This is a genomic window from Myxococcota bacterium (assembly GCA_039030075.1).
In the GTDB taxonomy this organism is placed as follows: domain Bacteria; phylum Myxococcota_A; class UBA9160; order UBA9160; family SMWR01; genus JAHEJV01.
The window spans coordinates 220603-235139 of the sequence record JBCCEW010000007.1 but is presented as its reverse complement, the minus strand read 5'-3'; the positions used below and the strand labels follow the sequence as shown (position 1 = coordinate 235139).

Genomic DNA, 14537 nt, shown 5'->3' with positions numbered 1-14537 from the left:
GCAATCTTGTCGCGAATTCTCCGAACGCTGGTCGTGCTTGCGACCGTCTCGCTCGTTTCCCCGCCTGCACTCGCCAACATCCCCTACACGGCCGGAGAGCTGACCGAAGAGTTCTACAACGTCTGGTTCGACGAAGAAGGCTGTTCGCCGGACTGGGTCATCGAAACCAGCGAGTTCGACGAGCCCGGACCGGGGCAGTACACGCTCTGGCCCTGCGACGGAGGGCCGCCGGAAGTCGGGAGCTACACGCTGCTTCCCTCGGGCGTTCTTCGTATCACTTTCTCTGGCACCGATGAGTACTTGCGCCGGATCAACTACGACCCGGTGTGGGACGGCTACCAGATCTGCGACGCGGACACCGAAGCGGACACGCTCAACTGCAGCGCCACCACGCTCAGTGAGAGCTACGAGTTCTACGATCTGAAAACGGCTCAGGTCTTCCAGGAAGATCGGGTCGGGTACATTCCGTACACGGGCATCGAGCTCGTCGACATCACGATGTACATCGTCCGTCTCGATCCGGTCGATTGCGGACCGGCCTGGGTGCTCGAGACCATCGAGTTCGACTCGGCAGGATCGGGAAGCTATTCCCTCGATCGCTGTGGCGGGCCGACCGAGGTCGGGACCTACACCACGACACCGTCGGGCTCGTTGGTGCTGACCTCGACCAGCGGGGTCGAGTACGTGAGGCGATTCGACTTCCCGCCGGGCAGTAGCGGTTCGCGACAATGCGTGGCAGCGACCGAGCCGGGAACCCTGACCTGCACGGAATCCGAACTCGACACCAATTTTCAGTTCAAGGATATGGCGCAAGCCCAGTCGTTCCTCGCCCAGCAGAACAGCTCCTCGGTCCCGGGCCTCGGAGTCCTCGGGCTGGTCGTGCTGAGCGTTGCGCTGGTCGTGGGAGGTCGAAGGGCGTTGTAGCCGCCAGGCCTCCGTCCGGGGAGAATCCGGCCCGGCGGCGGCGCGGTGCGAGCGATATCCTGCCGCCCCGTGCCGCTCCCGCTTCACGACGCTTTGGCGGCCGCTACGACCGCCGCGGATCGCGCGCGCCGCGAGGTGCTCTCGCGCTTTCGTCGCGTCGAAGTCGAGACCAAGGGCGACGGTTCGCCCGTGACCGAAGCGGACCGCGCCGCCGAGCAGGCGATCCGCGAAACCCTGCGCGCGGGGTTTCCCGACCACCGCATCCTCGGCGAAGAGTTCGGGGTAGAGGGAGAGGGCGAAGGGCCGTGTTGGGTGATCGACCCGATCGACGGCACGATCGCCTACTCACGCGGGATCCCGCTCTTCGCCACGCTGATCGCCCTGCTCGAAGACGGCGAACCGGTCGTCGCTCTACTCGATCTACCGGCCCTCGACGAACGCTACACGGCGGTGCGCGGGGAGGGTTGTCTCCGCAATGGACGCCCGACGCGGGTCTCGGGCGAGACGGATCTGCAGCAGGCGATCGTCTCGCACGGAGACCCGTTCTGCTTCGAGCGCTTCGGGCGTGCCGACGTCTTCGCGCGCATGGCGACCGAGCTGCCCCTGCTGCGCGGCTACACCGACGCCTTCGGCCATGCGCTCGTGCTGGGCGGCGGCGTCGGGGCGATGGTCGACCTGGACCTCAACCCGTGGGACGCCGCGCCGTCACGGCTGCTGGTCCCCGAGGCGGGCGGGCGCTGCGAGGTCCTGCCGGGGCAGCCCGGCAAATGCGGGCTCGTGATCGGCAGCCCCGGCCTGGTGGAGCAGCTGCTCGCCTACTTCTAGAGAAGCGCGCTGCGCCCCGCCGGAGCTACTCCTTGCGTGCGGGCAGGACCACCAGCGTCGCCGTGCGGTGCGCCGTGTGCAGATGGCACTGGATGCCGAGCACCTGGTAGCGCTCCATCGCGGGGAGCTCGATCTCGTACTCCTCCTGCGCCGGCAACACATGGGCGATGTCGAGGGCCGGGATCCGGAAACCGTGCGGGATCTCGGTCGTGTTGTAGATCGACAGGGTCACGGGCTGACCGCTGGTCACCACGATCGTCGACGGAATGAAGACGTTCTTGCCGCCGACCAGGGTGGAGACCACCTGGATCTTCGACACTTCCGAGGTGAAACCGTGCTTGCCGCGGTGTCCGCCATGAGCGCAGGCGAGGCCGAGCGAGGCGAGGGCGACGAGTACCAGACCCAGTGAGCGGATCGGACGGCGGAACGGTCCATTGCGGTGACGCATCGAGACAGGTCTCCTTTTGAGATAGGCGCGTTGCATGCGCGCGAAAGGATTCGGCGCTTCCCGGAGCCACGCTATCCTAGCCGCGGCCTCCTCGGGCCGAGCCCGAAAACCCCTCGATTCCGAACCTCCACGAACCCCGAGGCCATCTGGTTGCGGCGCCCCAAAACGCCGCCGCCCGCGGTTCGCGGACTGTGCTTCCCGGCGCGCAAGCGCGCCGTTTCCGTCTCTGACTTTCTCTGGAAGGAACCCATGAGCGACCATCCCACCCTGGCCGAAGCCCACCTCCTTCGCGACGCCGCGAACCATCTCGTCGACCGCTCCCTCGAGCGCGCGCGGGAGATCACGGACGGCGGCAAGCGGATCGACGACCACCAGGTGCTCACCGAGAGCGTGACCTACGCCGCCACCCAGGCCCGGGCGGCCTCGGAGCTGGTGGACGCCGTCGACGCGTCGGGTCAGCGCGGCATGGCCGAGATCACCTGTGCGGCGGCCGTCGCCGATCTCTCGCGCAGCCTGATCGGGCGCCTCGAGCCCCTGCTCGACGACCTCGGTCTGGGCGACGCGGTCCTCGACGAGACCTTCTCCGGCGACACGCGGTCGGCGCTGCGCCGGGCCGGCCACGAGTCGGTGTTCCGGGCGATCGGCGCCCACTGCGCCGAGACCCGGGGTCGCAACGACTGGCCCCTCGATGAGCTTCACGACCAGGTGCGCGAGGCCGTCCGGGAGTTCGGCGAGAACGAGGTGGCGCCGGAGGCCGAGCGCATCCACCGCAACGACGAGCTCGTGCCCGAGTCCTTCATCACGAACATGGCGGAGCTCGGCTACTTCGGGCTGGCCATCCCCGAGCAGTACGGCGGCTCCGAGATGGGCAACCTCGCGATGATCCTCACCACCGAGGAGCTGTCGCGGGCCTCCCTCGCGGCTGCGGGCTCGCTGATCACCCGCCCCGAGATCCTGACCAAGGCGCTCGAGGGCGGCGGCACCGACGAGCAGAAGGCCCACTGGCTGCCGAAGATCGCGGCCGGCGAGGTCATGGTCGGCATCTCGGTGACCGAGCCCGACATCGGCAGCGACGTCGCCGGCGTGAAGTGTCGGGCCGAGAAGCGCGGCGACGACTGGGTGATCAACGGGCCGAAGGCCTGGTGCACCTTCGCCGGTCGTGCCGACGTGCTGGCGGTGCTGTGCCGCACCGACGCCGACATGTCGAAGGGAGCGAAGGGGCTCTCGCTCTTCATCGCGCCGAAGGACCGCTTCGACGGACACGCCTTCGAGATGGTGCAGCCCGGCGGCGGCAAGCTGGTGGGCAAGGCGGATGCGACCCCCGGCTATCGGGGCATGCACTCGTTCACGCTGAACTTCGAGGACTACGTGGTGCCGGGTGCCAACCTCGTGGGTGGGGAGAAGGGCCTCGGCCGCGGCTTCTACCTGCAGATGGCAGGCTTCACCGCCGGCCGCCTCCAGACCGGCGGTCGCGCCTGCGGTCTCGCCCAGGCGGCCCTCGAGAAGACCGCCGAGTACGTCGTCGACCGCGTCCAGTTCGGCAATCCCATCTCCGAGTACGGTCTCACCCAGTACAACCTCGGCCGCATGACGGCGATGCTCGCGCCTTCCCGCGCGATCACCTACGCCGCGGCCGCCGCCATGGACGAGGACGAGCGCGCTGCGGCTCCCTTCGCGGCTCAGGCGAAGCTGCTCGCCTGCGACATGGCCGTCGAACTCACCCAGCTCGGCCAGCTGCTGCACGGCGGTTGGGGCTATGCCGAGGAGTACCCGATCAGCCGCTACGTGGTGGACGCCCAGGTGCTGCCGATCTTCGAGGGCGTGAAGGCGACCCTCGAGCTCAAGGTGATCGGACGCAACCTGCTCGCCGCCTAGACGCGGATCAGCAGCGCGCGCTCACGCGAACCGCGCGCTGCGTGCGGCCAGAAGACCAGCGCGTCTTCGTGCGGTCAGAGGGACCGCGCGTCGCGTCGGTCAAAAAACTAGGCGGGGGCTTCGTCGTCCCCGCCGCCGCTGCGCCATTCGCTGAACGCGAAGTAGGCGGCCAGGATCGCGCAGCCGATGGCGCCCATCCGATTGAAGGACGCCGAGGTGAGCAGGTCGTCCGAGTCCTCACGCCACCAGGCGTCTTCGGCGCCGAAGAGCGTGAACCCGGTCAGCCAGAGTGCGAACACCGCCCAGAGCCCGGGCAGCAGGAACGGGATGCGCATCGTCTCGGAGACCGTGAAGTAGATCGCAAACCCGACCAGGAAGAAGAAGCCGTAGCGATTGAAGTTCACCGCTTCGATCGTCTCGCTGAACCAGCCGTCGTAGCCGAACCAGACCGACGCGCCCCACAAGAGCACCGGTAGGAACGCCGGGTGGTCGAAGGGGCTCGAGACTTCGTCGTCGTCCTCTTCGTCACCGGACGCTGCGTCGGCGTCGCGCTGTTTCGCTTCGAGAGACTGTTGATCGTGCTCGGGTTCCGACATCGCGCGCGAAGCTAGCGTAGGCCCCGGGTGGCGTCGCCAGCCGCTGCTGGGCGCCTAAGCCCCTCCCGGCGCGTCGTCGTAGAGCGTGGAGCGGCGGTACATGGCGACGAGGTCCTGCAGGAAGACCTGCACCACGGCGGCGAACGGAACCGCGATCAGCAGACCGAGGAAGCCGAGCAGGTCGCCTCCGATCAGGAGGGCGACGATCACCGTGACCGGGTGCATGCCGAGGCTTCCGCCCACGATCCGCGGGGTCAGCACGAACCCTTCGAGCCCCTGCACCACGAAGTACCAGGCCGCCACCAGCGCGACGTGGACGTCGAGACCGAACTCCAGCAGGGCCATCCCCGCGGCGCTGATCAACGCGAGTGCGCCGCCGACGTAGGGAATGATCGCAAGGAGCCCACTCGCTACCCCGATGACGATCGCCAGATCGACGCCGATCGCAGCGAATCCGACGGCGTAGAGGACGCCCAACACGAGGCAGACGGTGAGCTGGCCTCGAATGAACCCGGACACGAGCGCGTCGACCCGCGCCGCCTGGGTGGCGACGCTGTCCTGGTAGCTGCGGGGTACCAGGTCGAGCACCGCGAGTCGGATCCGATCGAACTCGACGAGCAGGTAGTAGGCGAGCACCGGAATGATCAGCAATGACACCAGCGCGCCGACGGTGCCCGTCACCCCGCGGACCACCTGCTGCAGGAGCTCCCGGGTCGCTTCGAGCGGGATCTGGAACTCGCCCGCCTGGAGCCACGTGATCGCGTCCTGCACCGAGCGGGGCAGGGTGATCCCGAACTGTTCCTGGAGGCGGGGCCCGAGCGTCTGGACCGCGGTCTCGAGGTAGCCCGGCAGGCTCGCCGACAAGGTCGCGATGTCGCGCTGCATCGCCGGTATCAACACGAAGGCGACGCCGAATAGCGAACCTCCCACCAGGACCAGCAGCAGCAGGATCGCGACACCGCGCGGCACGCCGCGCGCCTCGAAGCGGTCGATCAGCGGATCGAAGAGGTACGCGATGACCCAGGCCGCGACGAGGGGCGTGAGGGCTCCTTTGAGCACCCAGAGCGTGCCCACCACGATCGCCAACACGACCACGCCGATGATGGCGATGCGCAGACTGCGTTCGATGAAAGCCCGGTCGCCGCCTTCGTCGTTCACGGTCGTGTTCCCTCCGTCCCGAGGTCAGCCATCGCCGGGCGCGAGGAAGCGGGTCAGCACGTCGATCATCGGAGCGACGTCGGCGCTGCCCGCCATCTCCCGGCAGGAGTGCATCGAGAGCATCGGGTTGCCGACGTCCACCGTCGGCATGCCGACGCGCGCGGCCGAGATCGGTCCGATCGTCGAACCGCAGCCCATGTCGTTGCGGGCGACGAAGTACTGGGGCTCGAGGCCGGCCTGCTGACAGAGGTCGGCGAACAACCCGCCGGTGACGGCGTCGCTCGCGTAGGACTGGTTGGCATTGATCTTGATGACCGGTCCCGCTCCGATCCGCGGCTGGTGCCCCGGCTCGTGGCGATCGGCGTAGTTGGGGTGGAGGGCGTGGGCCATGTCCGCCGAGACGAGCACGCTGCGGGTGAGCGCGCGGGCGAGGCTGTCGGGCGCCGCGTCCTTCGTGCCCCCCGCGATGCGCTCCAGCGTTTCCGCGAGTAGCGGCCCGCCGGCGCCCTGGGCGCTGCGGCTGCCGACCTCTTCGTGGTCGTAGAGCACGAAGCCGCGGTGGACGCGACTCGGGCCGGCGGCGCCCGCGTCGAGCAACGCCGACACCGCAGAGTGACACGACGCCAGGTTGTCGAGACGCGCGGCCTGGACGAACTCGCCGCGGGCTCCCGACACACAAGCCGGTTGCGTGTCGTAGGCCATCAGGTCGAAGCCGAGGAGGTCCGATGCCGCGACGGACTTCGGCGCAAGGTCCTGGGCTCGGAGCTCCTGGAGCAGGAGCTCCGGGAGCGCCGGCGCATCCTCGAGCCCCAGCACCGGGATCCCGTGGGTCTGGGCGTTGAGCTTCAGCCCGTCGGTGCGGATCTCCCGGTAGAGATGGATCGCGAGGTTCGGGACGCGCAGCAACGGGCGCGCGAAGTCGACGAGCACCGTGGTCGGGCCGTTGGCTCCGCGCAGGGTCACGCGGCCGGCCAAGGACAGGTCGCGGTCCAGCCAGGTGTGGAGCAGCACGCCGCCGTAGGTCTCGACCGCCACGCGCTGGTAGCCATGGGCGCTCGCGTCGGGCAGGGGCTTCACGCGCAGGTTGGGGGAGTCGGTGTGTGCGCCGATCCAGCGGAAGCCCGCGTCGGCGACCGGCGCCTGGCCGATCTCGAAAGCGACCAGGCTCCCGTCGCCGCGCACGCAGTAGCGTTTGTCACCGGCGTCGAGTTTCCAGCGTGCCCCGGCATCCAGGGCGCGGAAGCCCGCACGTTCGAGCCGGGCCACGCATTCGGCCACCGCGTGGTACGGCGTGGGTGATCGATCGAGAAACGAGAGCAGGTCGGCGACGGGATCGGTCATGGCGCGATTCTACGGGTCCGGGGTCGGCTCAGCATCGCGGGCCTCGGGCGCACCTGCGCCGAGATCCATGGCGAACGCTTCTTCGGGAGACAGCACCAGACGGTGGCGTCCGTACACGGCGAAGTACACCAGACCAAGGGCGTACCAGACGGCCGCGCCGATCGCGACGCGCTGGTACACGGGGTCGCTCACGAACAGCGCGACCAGCGTGACCAGCGAGATCACCAGCGCCGCGACCGCACCCGGCACGCCGAAGGGGCTTCGATAGGGCCGCTCGATGTCCGGGAAGCGACGTCGCAACAGGATGTAGGACGTCATCTGGAAGGTGTAGGAGAGCACCGCACCGAACACGGCGAGGTTCAACAGGACCGCTCCCACGGGATGCTCCGGTCCGAGGGTGTGGACGGTGGCCGCGACGGCGTACCCGATCGCCGCCCCCACCCAGAGAGCGCGGTGGGGCGTCTGGCGTCGGCCCGTCTTCGAGAGCCAGCGCGGGAAGTAGCCCGCGCGCGACAGCGAGAAGATCTGCCGACCGTAGGCGAACACGATCGTGTGGAAACTCGCGACCAGGCCAGCCACGGCGACCAGCGCGAGCCCCCGAGCGCCGAGTCCGTCGCCGAAGATCGTGCGCAGGCTGTCGAACAGGGGTTCGTCGCTCTTGCCCAGCGCCGCGCTGCCGGGCGCGATCCCCGCCGACAGGATCAGGGTCAGGAAGGCGCAGACGACGAGCGTGGCGAGTCCGAGCAGAATTCCGCGCGGCAGGTCGCGTTCGGGGGCATGCGCCTCTTCCGCCGCGAGCGGCAGTTCCTCGATCGCGAGGTAGAACCAGATCGCGAAGGGCAGGGCGGCGAACACGCCGGCCCAGCCATTCGGAAGCCAGGGCCGATCGCCCCGGGCGAGCGCGTGGGTCGCGATGTCGAGGTGGGGGATCGCGCCGATGTAGAACACCACGAGGATCGCGAGGGCGACCAAGGTGATGAACACCGTGAAGCGTAGGCTGGCCTCGACTCCGACGACGTTCAAGCCGACGAAGGCGACGTAGGTCGCGAGCCACCAGAGCGGAGCCGCCTCGGCGGGGGTTCCCGTGATTGCCCCCAGGTAGCCGCCGATGCCGACGACGATGACGGCCGGCGTGAGGACGTACTCCATGTTCTCGGCGAGGCCGGTGACATAGGCGCCCCAAGGACCCATCGCCGAGCGTGCAAAGGAATAGGCGCCGCCGGTGTGGGGCAGCGCCGCCGTCATCTCGGCGATGCTGAAGCAGAGACCCGTAAACAGGACGGTGACGATCGCGGTCGCGATCAGCAGGCCACCGAAGCCACCGGCCTCCAGGCCGAAGTTCCAGCCGAAGAAGTCACCGGAAATGACAGCACCGACTCCGAGCGCCCACAGCGAACCGGCGCCGGCGAAGCGTCGCAGTCCCCGGTCGGCGAAGTAGTCCGCTTCGACCGGTCGGTAGGAAACCCCACCCGTGCCCCTGTCCGGCTCTTCCGCCAGAACCCCCTCCCCTCGCGACCGAGTGTGCGTTGGGCAGGCCACGCGGGCCAGGCCCCCCTGCACCCGGGCCGCGCCGGGCCGACCTGGAGTCGAGGCGGGACTCCGCCGATGTGGAACCCGGGACCTCACCTCGGCGTCAGACACTCGCGGCTTCGCGCGGTACCGTTCGCGCGCCGCGACCCGATCCGTTGGAAGACACCGATCTGCTGGAAGAGATCTTGGACGACGCCCCCGCGCAATCTCAGAAGCTCCCGGACGCGCCCCCCGGCGCCCCGGCCCCGAAGACGGCGAAGCCGGGAGGCAGCCCCTGGATGGCTGCGGGTCTGGCCGGCGCGCTGGTGCTGCTGGGCTTCGCCTGTCGCGAGCTCCTGGGGTTTCAGCCGGAGACCAATCTCGTCTTGCTGTCCGGCGAGGTCGAGGAGTTCTTCTTCGAGCCCTCGGACAGCTCGCCGTGGATCGTCCTCGGGCTCTGCGCGTGGCTGGTATGGAGGCGCCGCGCGCGTCTCGGAAAGCTCTTCGGGGCACCCGCTCCCTTCCTATGGACGGCGGTGCTCTTCGCCGCGGCCGCCGGGATCTTCGTCTGGTCGTTGCTGGCCGGCGCGCCGGATCTCCAGGCGATCGCGCTGATCCCCGGGCTCCTGGGGGCCGCTCACGCGCTCTGCGGGCCCGCCGGGCTGCGGGTGGTCGCGCTGCCGGCGGCCGTGTTGCTGTTCGCCGTGCCCATCCCGGCGCCCCTGACCAACGCCATTCTGTGGAAGCTCCAGATCTGGACCGCCGGCTTCACCGCCTTCCTGATCGAGATCCTGGGGTTCGACGTCCTGCTCACCGGCGACCGCCTGATCATGAGCGACGGCTACTACCAGATCATCGAGACTTGCAGCGGCATGCGCTCGATCGAGACGCTCGGGATGCTGAGCGTGCTGATGGTCGAACTCTTCCGACGGCGTGGGGGCCACGCCGTCGCCCTGTTGGCCGCCTCCCCCTTTGTCGCCTTCCTGATCAATGGGTTCCGCTGCGTCGGGCTGGTGTTCAACCCCCACGCCGACATCTCGAGCATCCACAACCTGCAGGGCGTCGTGATGCTGCTCGGCGGGGTCCTCCTGCTCTACGCGATCGACGGTCTGCTCGAGCGGGTGTGGAAGGACCCGGGCCCGGTGTCCTCGTGGGAGCGGGCGGTGCGGGGTGCCGGCGCCCCGCTCGCGCGGATCGAGCCTCGCTTTGCGGGTGTGTTCGCATTCTGCCTGGCGCTGTTCGCCCTCTCCTGGTTGCCGCCCTTCGAGCGCCCCGATACCGAGCCGGCGGCCGTGGCCGGGGCGCTGCCGCTCGAGTTCGGGGACTGGCAGGGCACCGACATCAAGGTCGACTGGCTGTTCCTCGGCAAGGCGAAGTTCCGCCAGACCCTCCACCGTCGCTACGAGGCCGGGCAGCAAGCCGTCGACGTCTTCGTCGGCCAGGCCGACCTGGACAACCGCGTCCGCAGCTACCTCTCTCCGAAGGTCGCCTACCCAGGCAGTGGCTGGACGGTCGAGCGCGAGGAGACCCACGCGCTCGCCGGCCGCCCGGCGACGTTCCGGACCCTGCGCCTCGGGTCCCGGCGGATGCTGGTGGCCCACTGGTTCGAGGACTCCCCGGGGGTGCTCGAAGAGACCACGCGCTCCCTGCTCGCCCTGGATGCGACGCCGGCGGCTCGCGAAGAACTGCCCGTGGCGGTCCGGCTCTCGACCCCGCTCCTCACCTCCAAGCCGATCGCACGCGACCGCGCTCGGGCGCGCCTCGAGCAGTTTGCGGGGGCATTGGGACCCGCCCTGAAGGAGATCGGATCCCCCAGGGGGGTTTAAGGGGCCGAGGGAAACGGTTTTCTTAACCTGAGTTTCCCTGGGAACACTTTTTCCACCTTTCGGGGGGTCGCTCGGATCGCGTTTCACTGCATTTTCAGGGAGTTACGATTTTTCCCCGCTCGGGCATGGGGTTTGCAGACTGGAACTGCGACGGGCGACGGCTGGGATCCAGCCAATGCCCGGTCAGACACGGGAGTTTCATCGCAGGCGCCTTCCAGGCAGGTTTCAGAGCCCTTCGGAATCCGAGCCAAGCTCCCGATAAGTCCTGAAAACACCTGTCACTCGGTCGCGGTCGCAAAGCCACGAAAGAGTCATGGAGGCAAGCGCGAGATCGCGTGTAGGATTCGGGACGCATTCAGACCGATGCGGAGGCGAACCCCCGGGGGTGCCGGGGCTGGATGCAGACCCAGGTAAAGCTGGACAAGAGCCTACGAATCAGGCCTAATGCCCAATACCCGTAACACCGAGGAGTAAAGACGAAATGAAGTTTGGTGTACTGGCAACGATGATTTTCACCCTCATGGTCGGTTTCCCGGCCTTCGCCGGGCTGGCTCCCGACGCCGACTCTGATGGCGTTCCGGACGTGCTCGACAACTGCAGCGGCGTGGCGAATGCCGCCCCGATCAACTGCGACACCGACACTGATGGCTACGGCAACGCTTGTGATGGCGATTTCGACAACGACTTCGACATCGACGGCACGGACTTCAACCCCGGCTTCCTGTCCGACTTCACCGGCAGTGGCACGGACGGCGGCACCGGTACCGACATCGACTGCGACGGCGACGTCGACGGTACGGACTTCAACCCGGGCTTCCTGAACCAGTTCACGGGTACGGGTGCCCCCGGTCCCTCGGGCCTCGGTTGCGCCGGCACGCCGCCCTGCAGCTGATCCTGAACGGTTCAAGCACTTTTTGATTCTCGATTTCTGATTGGTTTCTAACGCACGCGTCGATCCGGGCCTGACCGGCAGCAGACGCAACAACTGAGGAGAGATGTCACAATGAAGCGGACTTTGATTGCGGTAGTCGCCGTTCTCGGATTCGCGGTTTCGGCCAACGCGGCCTCGATCGCGATCTCGACGGACAAGGCGAGCTACATCACTGGTGAGACGATTACCGTGACGGTCGACCTGGCCATCGCGGACGGCGAAAGCGCCTCGGGTGCGATCGTGACGCTGGGCTTCGGCTCGGGTGACACCGGGACGGTTTCGGGCGAATCCGTTGATACCGGCGCGGCTCAGATCACGTCGTTCGGTGGTTCGGCTGGCTGGACCGTCGCGGCCCTCCAGGGTCAGTGCGACGCCCCCGGCCTCTGCCGCCTCGTCGACCAGATCGCTCCGAACCCGACGGGTGCCGCAGTGGGCCCGGCGTATGCTTCGAGCGTCGTCCTGACGTTCCTGGCTGGCAACGCTGGCACGATCGACTTCACGACGGCCGTGAACAACTTCTTTGGCGCCGCAAACGCCAACGCGAGTGTCACGATCGTGCCGGAGCCGACCACGGCTGCGCTTCTCGGCCTGGGCCTCTTCGGCCTCGCGCTGGGCGGCCGCCGCCGCAGCTAATCAGCTGAGGCGCCGGGCTCCGCTTCTGCGGAGACCGTGTGAATGAGAGAGCCCCGAGGTTTCGACCTCGGGGCTCTTTTCGTTTCGAGGAGGGGCCCCATGACGCGCGTCCCTCATCCCGTACTCGGGATGCTCGCTGTCCTCGCTGTCCTCGGGCTGGTAGCGACGGCCCACGCCGCTTCGGTCGCGATCTCGACGGACAAGGCGAGCTACATCCCCGGTGAGACCATCACCGTCGTGGTGGACCTCCTCGTGAACGCCGGCGAGAGCGCCTCGGGCGCGATACTGACCCTGGGCTACGACGTCGCTCTGGTTGGCAACGCGTCGGTCGACGCACCGGCGGCGCAGCTCGCGTCCTTCGGCGGCTCGGCCCCGTGGACGGTCGGCGCCCTCGAGGGTCAGTGCGACCAGCCGGACCTCTGCCGACTCGTCGATCAGATCGCTCCCAACCCGACGGGGGCGGCGGCGGACGCCTATACCAGCACCATCGTGCTGACGTTCTCCGCGGACGCACCCGGCAGCTTCCCCAGCTTCGATACGGCCGTGAATGGATTCTTCGGCGCCGCCGACGCCAGCACCTCGCCCTACATCGGGCCAGAGCCGACGACGGCAGCCCTCTTGGGGCTCGGTCTGTTGGGTCTTGGCCTGCGCGGTCGCCACCGCACGTAAGCGCAGGTCCAGGGCGCCCGATCCGCGCTCGCCAAAGGAAAGAGGCCCCGCGGCAACGCCGCGAGGCCTCTCTACGCTTCCCGGTCTGGAGGGTTTCCGCGGATCGCCTACCCCAGGCCAGGAAGCCCCCGACAGGGGGGCTCAGCCGCCGCAGCGGCGCCCCTGGAAGCGTTCGATGAACAGGTTGGCGTCCTCCAGGGAAAGGACCCCATCGCCGTCCATGTCGACGTCTGCGCACTCTCCCGTCACGGAATCGGCCGAGAAGCAGCGCTGGAGCACCGCGTAGTCGGAGCCATCCACGGCGCCGCTCCCGTCGAGGTCGCCGCTACAGAACCGGCGTCGGAAGACGCTGTCGTCCGAACCACGCCCGGCGAGGACTGCAGCGCCCGGTGCCAGGAAGGGCTCGACCGGGTCGAGCAGCGACGCGCCGGAGAGCCACAGCCCGATGTCGCCTCCGCCGCCCGCGCGGAGCAGATCTTCGACCCCGTCCCCGTCGTAGTCGCCGCCGGCGAGCAGCGTGTCGGCGGCTTCGAGGGGGTCCATCCCGACCGCACCTCCACTCACCGATCCGGCACTCAGGGACCAGGCTTCGACGGCGCCCGTATCCCGGTGTCGGACCACGAGCTCCGCGCCCGGGATGCCGTCCAGATCCGCGCTGCCGGCGACGCGCCAAGCCGGGTCCAATCCGCCCAGGTTGCCGCCATCGAGTTCGAGCTCGCGGAAGCGCTCGTCGAGCCAGAGCAACCGGGCCGTGCCCGTTCCGGTGAAGTCGTCGATGGCGACGATACTCCAGGCACCGAAGTGTCCGTCGGCGGTCACCGCGGTGGCTTCGGCTCCCTCGAGGCTCCAAGCCACCGTCTGCCCGGCAACGCGACTGAACCAGACGAGCTCGTCGCGCCCGTCAGCGTCCATGTCGCCCGACCCGGCCACCAGCCACCGCTCGGCGGCGGCCAGCCCATCGGTCGCGAAGGTGCGCGCACCGCTGGCCCCGCCCGCGCCCATCGGCCACAGCGTGACGACACCCGCCGCCGGGTCGTGCCACACCAGATCGGCAATGCCGTCCCCGTCGAAGTCTCCGCGCGCGACCAGGGCGCCAGGCCCCGGCGGTAGCGTGGCCTCGACGATGGTCCCACCAGCCTGGCGGCGCCACAGCGTGCGCGCTCCACCCAAACCGACGACCCAGTCCGAGACGCCATCGCCGTCGTGGTCGAAGCGAACGCCGCTGCCGGTCGGCGGCGGTTCGTTGCCGCCGCCGTTGCCCGGATCCCCGGAGCCCGGGTCTTCGTCCGGCGGCGGGTTCGCGCCGCTGCCCCGGCGCGCGAAGCGCAGCGCCTCGGAGGGCGGTGAGATCGGCCCCGCCGTGCCTTCACTGTCGAAGCCCGCTACCTGGACCACCAGGGATTCGCCGAAGCGCCCCTTCAGCTTCTGCTTCGGGTCCATCGAGATCGCCTCGACGCGGGCGGCCCCGCCGTCGCGCGTCACGATGACGTAGTACCCGATGGCTCCCGTCGCGGCGTCCCATTCCAGGGTCACCTGCCGCGTTCCTTCCAATACGATCTCTGCTTGCGCCGTGCCGGCCCCCAAAGAGAAGACCAGCCCCGCGACTCCCACGATCGTTCGCACGCCCATCGTGCTCGCTCCCCGAAACCCTCCCGTCCTGGACCCGGTTTCGGCGAAACTCGAAACACTGCGGGTGACCCGGGTCACCCGGCCTGCCACGACGACGGTGACCCCCATCACGCGAAGGGCGCAACGCGGAGCTGCTAGCCTGGCTCGCGGTTCGTTCTTCCTCTCGCTTGCGG

The 14537-nt window shown here is 68.7% G+C and carries 13 protein-coding genes; 7 read left to right on the top strand and 6 right to left on the bottom strand.

Annotation, left to right across the window (positions count from 1 at the left end; translation table 11 throughout):
- The first annotated feature begins 6 nt into the window (after positions 1–6).
- A complete protein-coding gene (locus AAF430_10290; protein MEM7410610.1) occupies positions 7–924 on the top strand; it encodes a hypothetical protein in 918 nt (305 codons plus the stop codon).
- 69 nt (positions 925–993) lie between these two features.
- Entirely contained in the window at positions 994–1749 is a 756-nt protein-coding gene (locus tag AAF430_10285; protein MEM7410609.1) for an inositol monophosphatase family protein, read from the top strand.
- A gap of 25 nt (positions 1750–1774) precedes the next feature.
- On the opposite strand, the gene AAF430_10280 is transcribed toward AAF430_10285, so the two are convergent.
- Entirely contained in the window at positions 1775–2197 is a 423-nt protein-coding gene (locus AAF430_10280; protein ID MEM7410608.1) for a cupredoxin domain-containing protein, read from the bottom strand.
- A 249-nt stretch (positions 2198–2446) separates the two neighbouring features.
- Here AAF430_10280 and AAF430_10275 point away from each other — a divergent pair, with 249 nt between their 5' ends.
- A complete protein-coding gene (locus AAF430_10275) occupies positions 2447–4072 on the top strand; it encodes an acyl-CoA dehydrogenase family protein (protein ID MEM7410607.1) in 1626 nt (541 codons plus the stop codon).
- Between the two features lie 107 nt (positions 4073–4179).
- Here the strand turns inward: AAF430_10275 and AAF430_10270 are convergent, their stop codons facing one another.
- From AAF430_10270 to eat, 4 genes are read right to left on the bottom strand one after another with little or no spacing between them, the layout of a single operon-like run.
- Positions 4180–4668 (bottom strand): hypothetical protein, encoded by a 489-nt coding sequence (locus tag AAF430_10270; GenBank protein ID MEM7410606.1) that lies wholly within the window; start codon positions 4666–4668, stop codon positions 4180–4182.
- A gap of 54 nt (positions 4669–4722) precedes the next feature.
- Complete coding sequence (locus AAF430_10265; GenBank protein MEM7410605.1) at positions 4723–5826, bottom strand: AI-2E family transporter; 1104 nt, start codon at positions 5824–5826, stop codon at positions 4723–4725.
- Between the two features lie 24 nt (positions 5827–5850).
- Positions 5851–7167 (bottom strand): M18 family aminopeptidase, encoded by a 1317-nt coding sequence (locus AAF430_10260; GenBank protein MEM7410604.1) that lies wholly within the window; start codon positions 7165–7167, stop codon positions 5851–5853.
- Positions 7168–7176: 9 nt separating this feature from the next.
- Entirely contained in the window at positions 7177–8727 is a 1551-nt protein-coding gene (gene eat, locus AAF430_10255) for an ethanolamine permease (protein ID MEM7410603.1), read from the bottom strand.
- Between the two features lie 248 nt (positions 8728–8975).
- Between eat and AAF430_10250 the strand changes: the two genes are divergently transcribed.
- The 4 genes from AAF430_10250 to AAF430_10235 all read left to right on the top strand — a co-directional run bounded on the left by AAF430_10250 (position 8976) and on the right by AAF430_10235 (position 12735).
- On the top strand, positions 8976–10502 hold the full coding sequence (locus tag AAF430_10250; GenBank protein ID MEM7410602.1) for an exosortase C-terminal domain/associated protein EpsI: 1527 nt from the start codon (positions 8976–8978) through the stop codon (positions 10500–10502).
- A 505-nt stretch (positions 10503–11007) separates the two neighbouring features.
- Complete coding sequence (locus AAF430_10245; protein ID MEM7410601.1) at positions 11008–11394, top strand: hypothetical protein; 387 nt, start codon at positions 11008–11010, stop codon at positions 11392–11394.
- A gap of 111 nt (positions 11395–11505) precedes the next feature.
- On the top strand, positions 11506–12066 hold the full coding sequence (locus tag AAF430_10240) for a PEP-CTERM sorting domain-containing protein (protein ID MEM7410600.1): 561 nt from the start codon (positions 11506–11508) through the stop codon (positions 12064–12066).
- Positions 12067–12165: 99 nt separating this feature from the next.
- On the top strand, positions 12166–12735 hold the full coding sequence (locus AAF430_10235) for a PEP-CTERM sorting domain-containing protein (GenBank protein ID MEM7410599.1): 570 nt from the start codon (positions 12166–12168) through the stop codon (positions 12733–12735).
- A gap of 141 nt (positions 12736–12876) precedes the next feature.
- Here the strand turns inward: AAF430_10235 and AAF430_10230 are convergent, their stop codons facing one another.
- Positions 12877–14364 carry a dockerin type I domain-containing protein gene (locus AAF430_10230; protein ID MEM7410598.1) on the bottom strand — a complete coding sequence of 496 codons (1488 nt, stop codon included), beginning with the start codon at positions 14362–14364 and terminating at the stop codon, positions 12877–12879.
- Between the last annotated feature and the right edge of the window lie 173 nt (positions 14365–14537).

Excerpts from the sequence above, each read along its gene's own strand:
- AAF430_10280 (MEM7410608.1), bottom strand. The coding sequence starts at position 2,197 with ATGCGTCACCGCAATGGACCGTTCCGCCGTCCGATCCGCTCACTGGGT.
- AAF430_10230 (MEM7410598.1), bottom strand. The coding sequence starts at position 14,364 with ATGGGCGTGCGAACGATCGTGGGAGTCGCGGGGCTGGTCTTCTCTTTG.
- AAF430_10245 (MEM7410601.1), top strand. The coding sequence starts at position 11,008 with ATGATTTTCACCCTCATGGTCGGTTTCCCGGCCTTCGCCGGGCTGGCT.
- AAF430_10235 (MEM7410599.1), top strand. The coding sequence starts at position 12,166 with ATGACGCGCGTCCCTCATCCCGTACTCGGGATGCTCGCTGTCCTCGCT.
- AAF430_10240 (MEM7410600.1), top strand. The coding sequence starts at position 11,506 with ATGAAGCGGACTTTGATTGCGGTAGTCGCCGTTCTCGGATTCGCGGTT.
- AAF430_10260 (MEM7410604.1), bottom strand. The coding sequence starts at position 7,167 with ATGACCGATCCCGTCGCCGACCTGCTCTCGTTTCTCGATCGATCACCC.
- AAF430_10270 (MEM7410606.1), bottom strand. The coding sequence starts at position 4,668 with ATGTCGGAACCCGAGCACGATCAACAGTCTCTCGAAGCGAAACAGCGC.
- AAF430_10250 (MEM7410602.1), top strand. The coding sequence starts at position 8,976 with ATGGCTGCGGGTCTGGCCGGCGCGCTGGTGCTGCTGGGCTTCGCCTGT.
- AAF430_10275 (MEM7410607.1), top strand. The coding sequence starts at position 2,447 with ATGAGCGACCATCCCACCCTGGCCGAAGCCCACCTCCTTCGCGACGCC.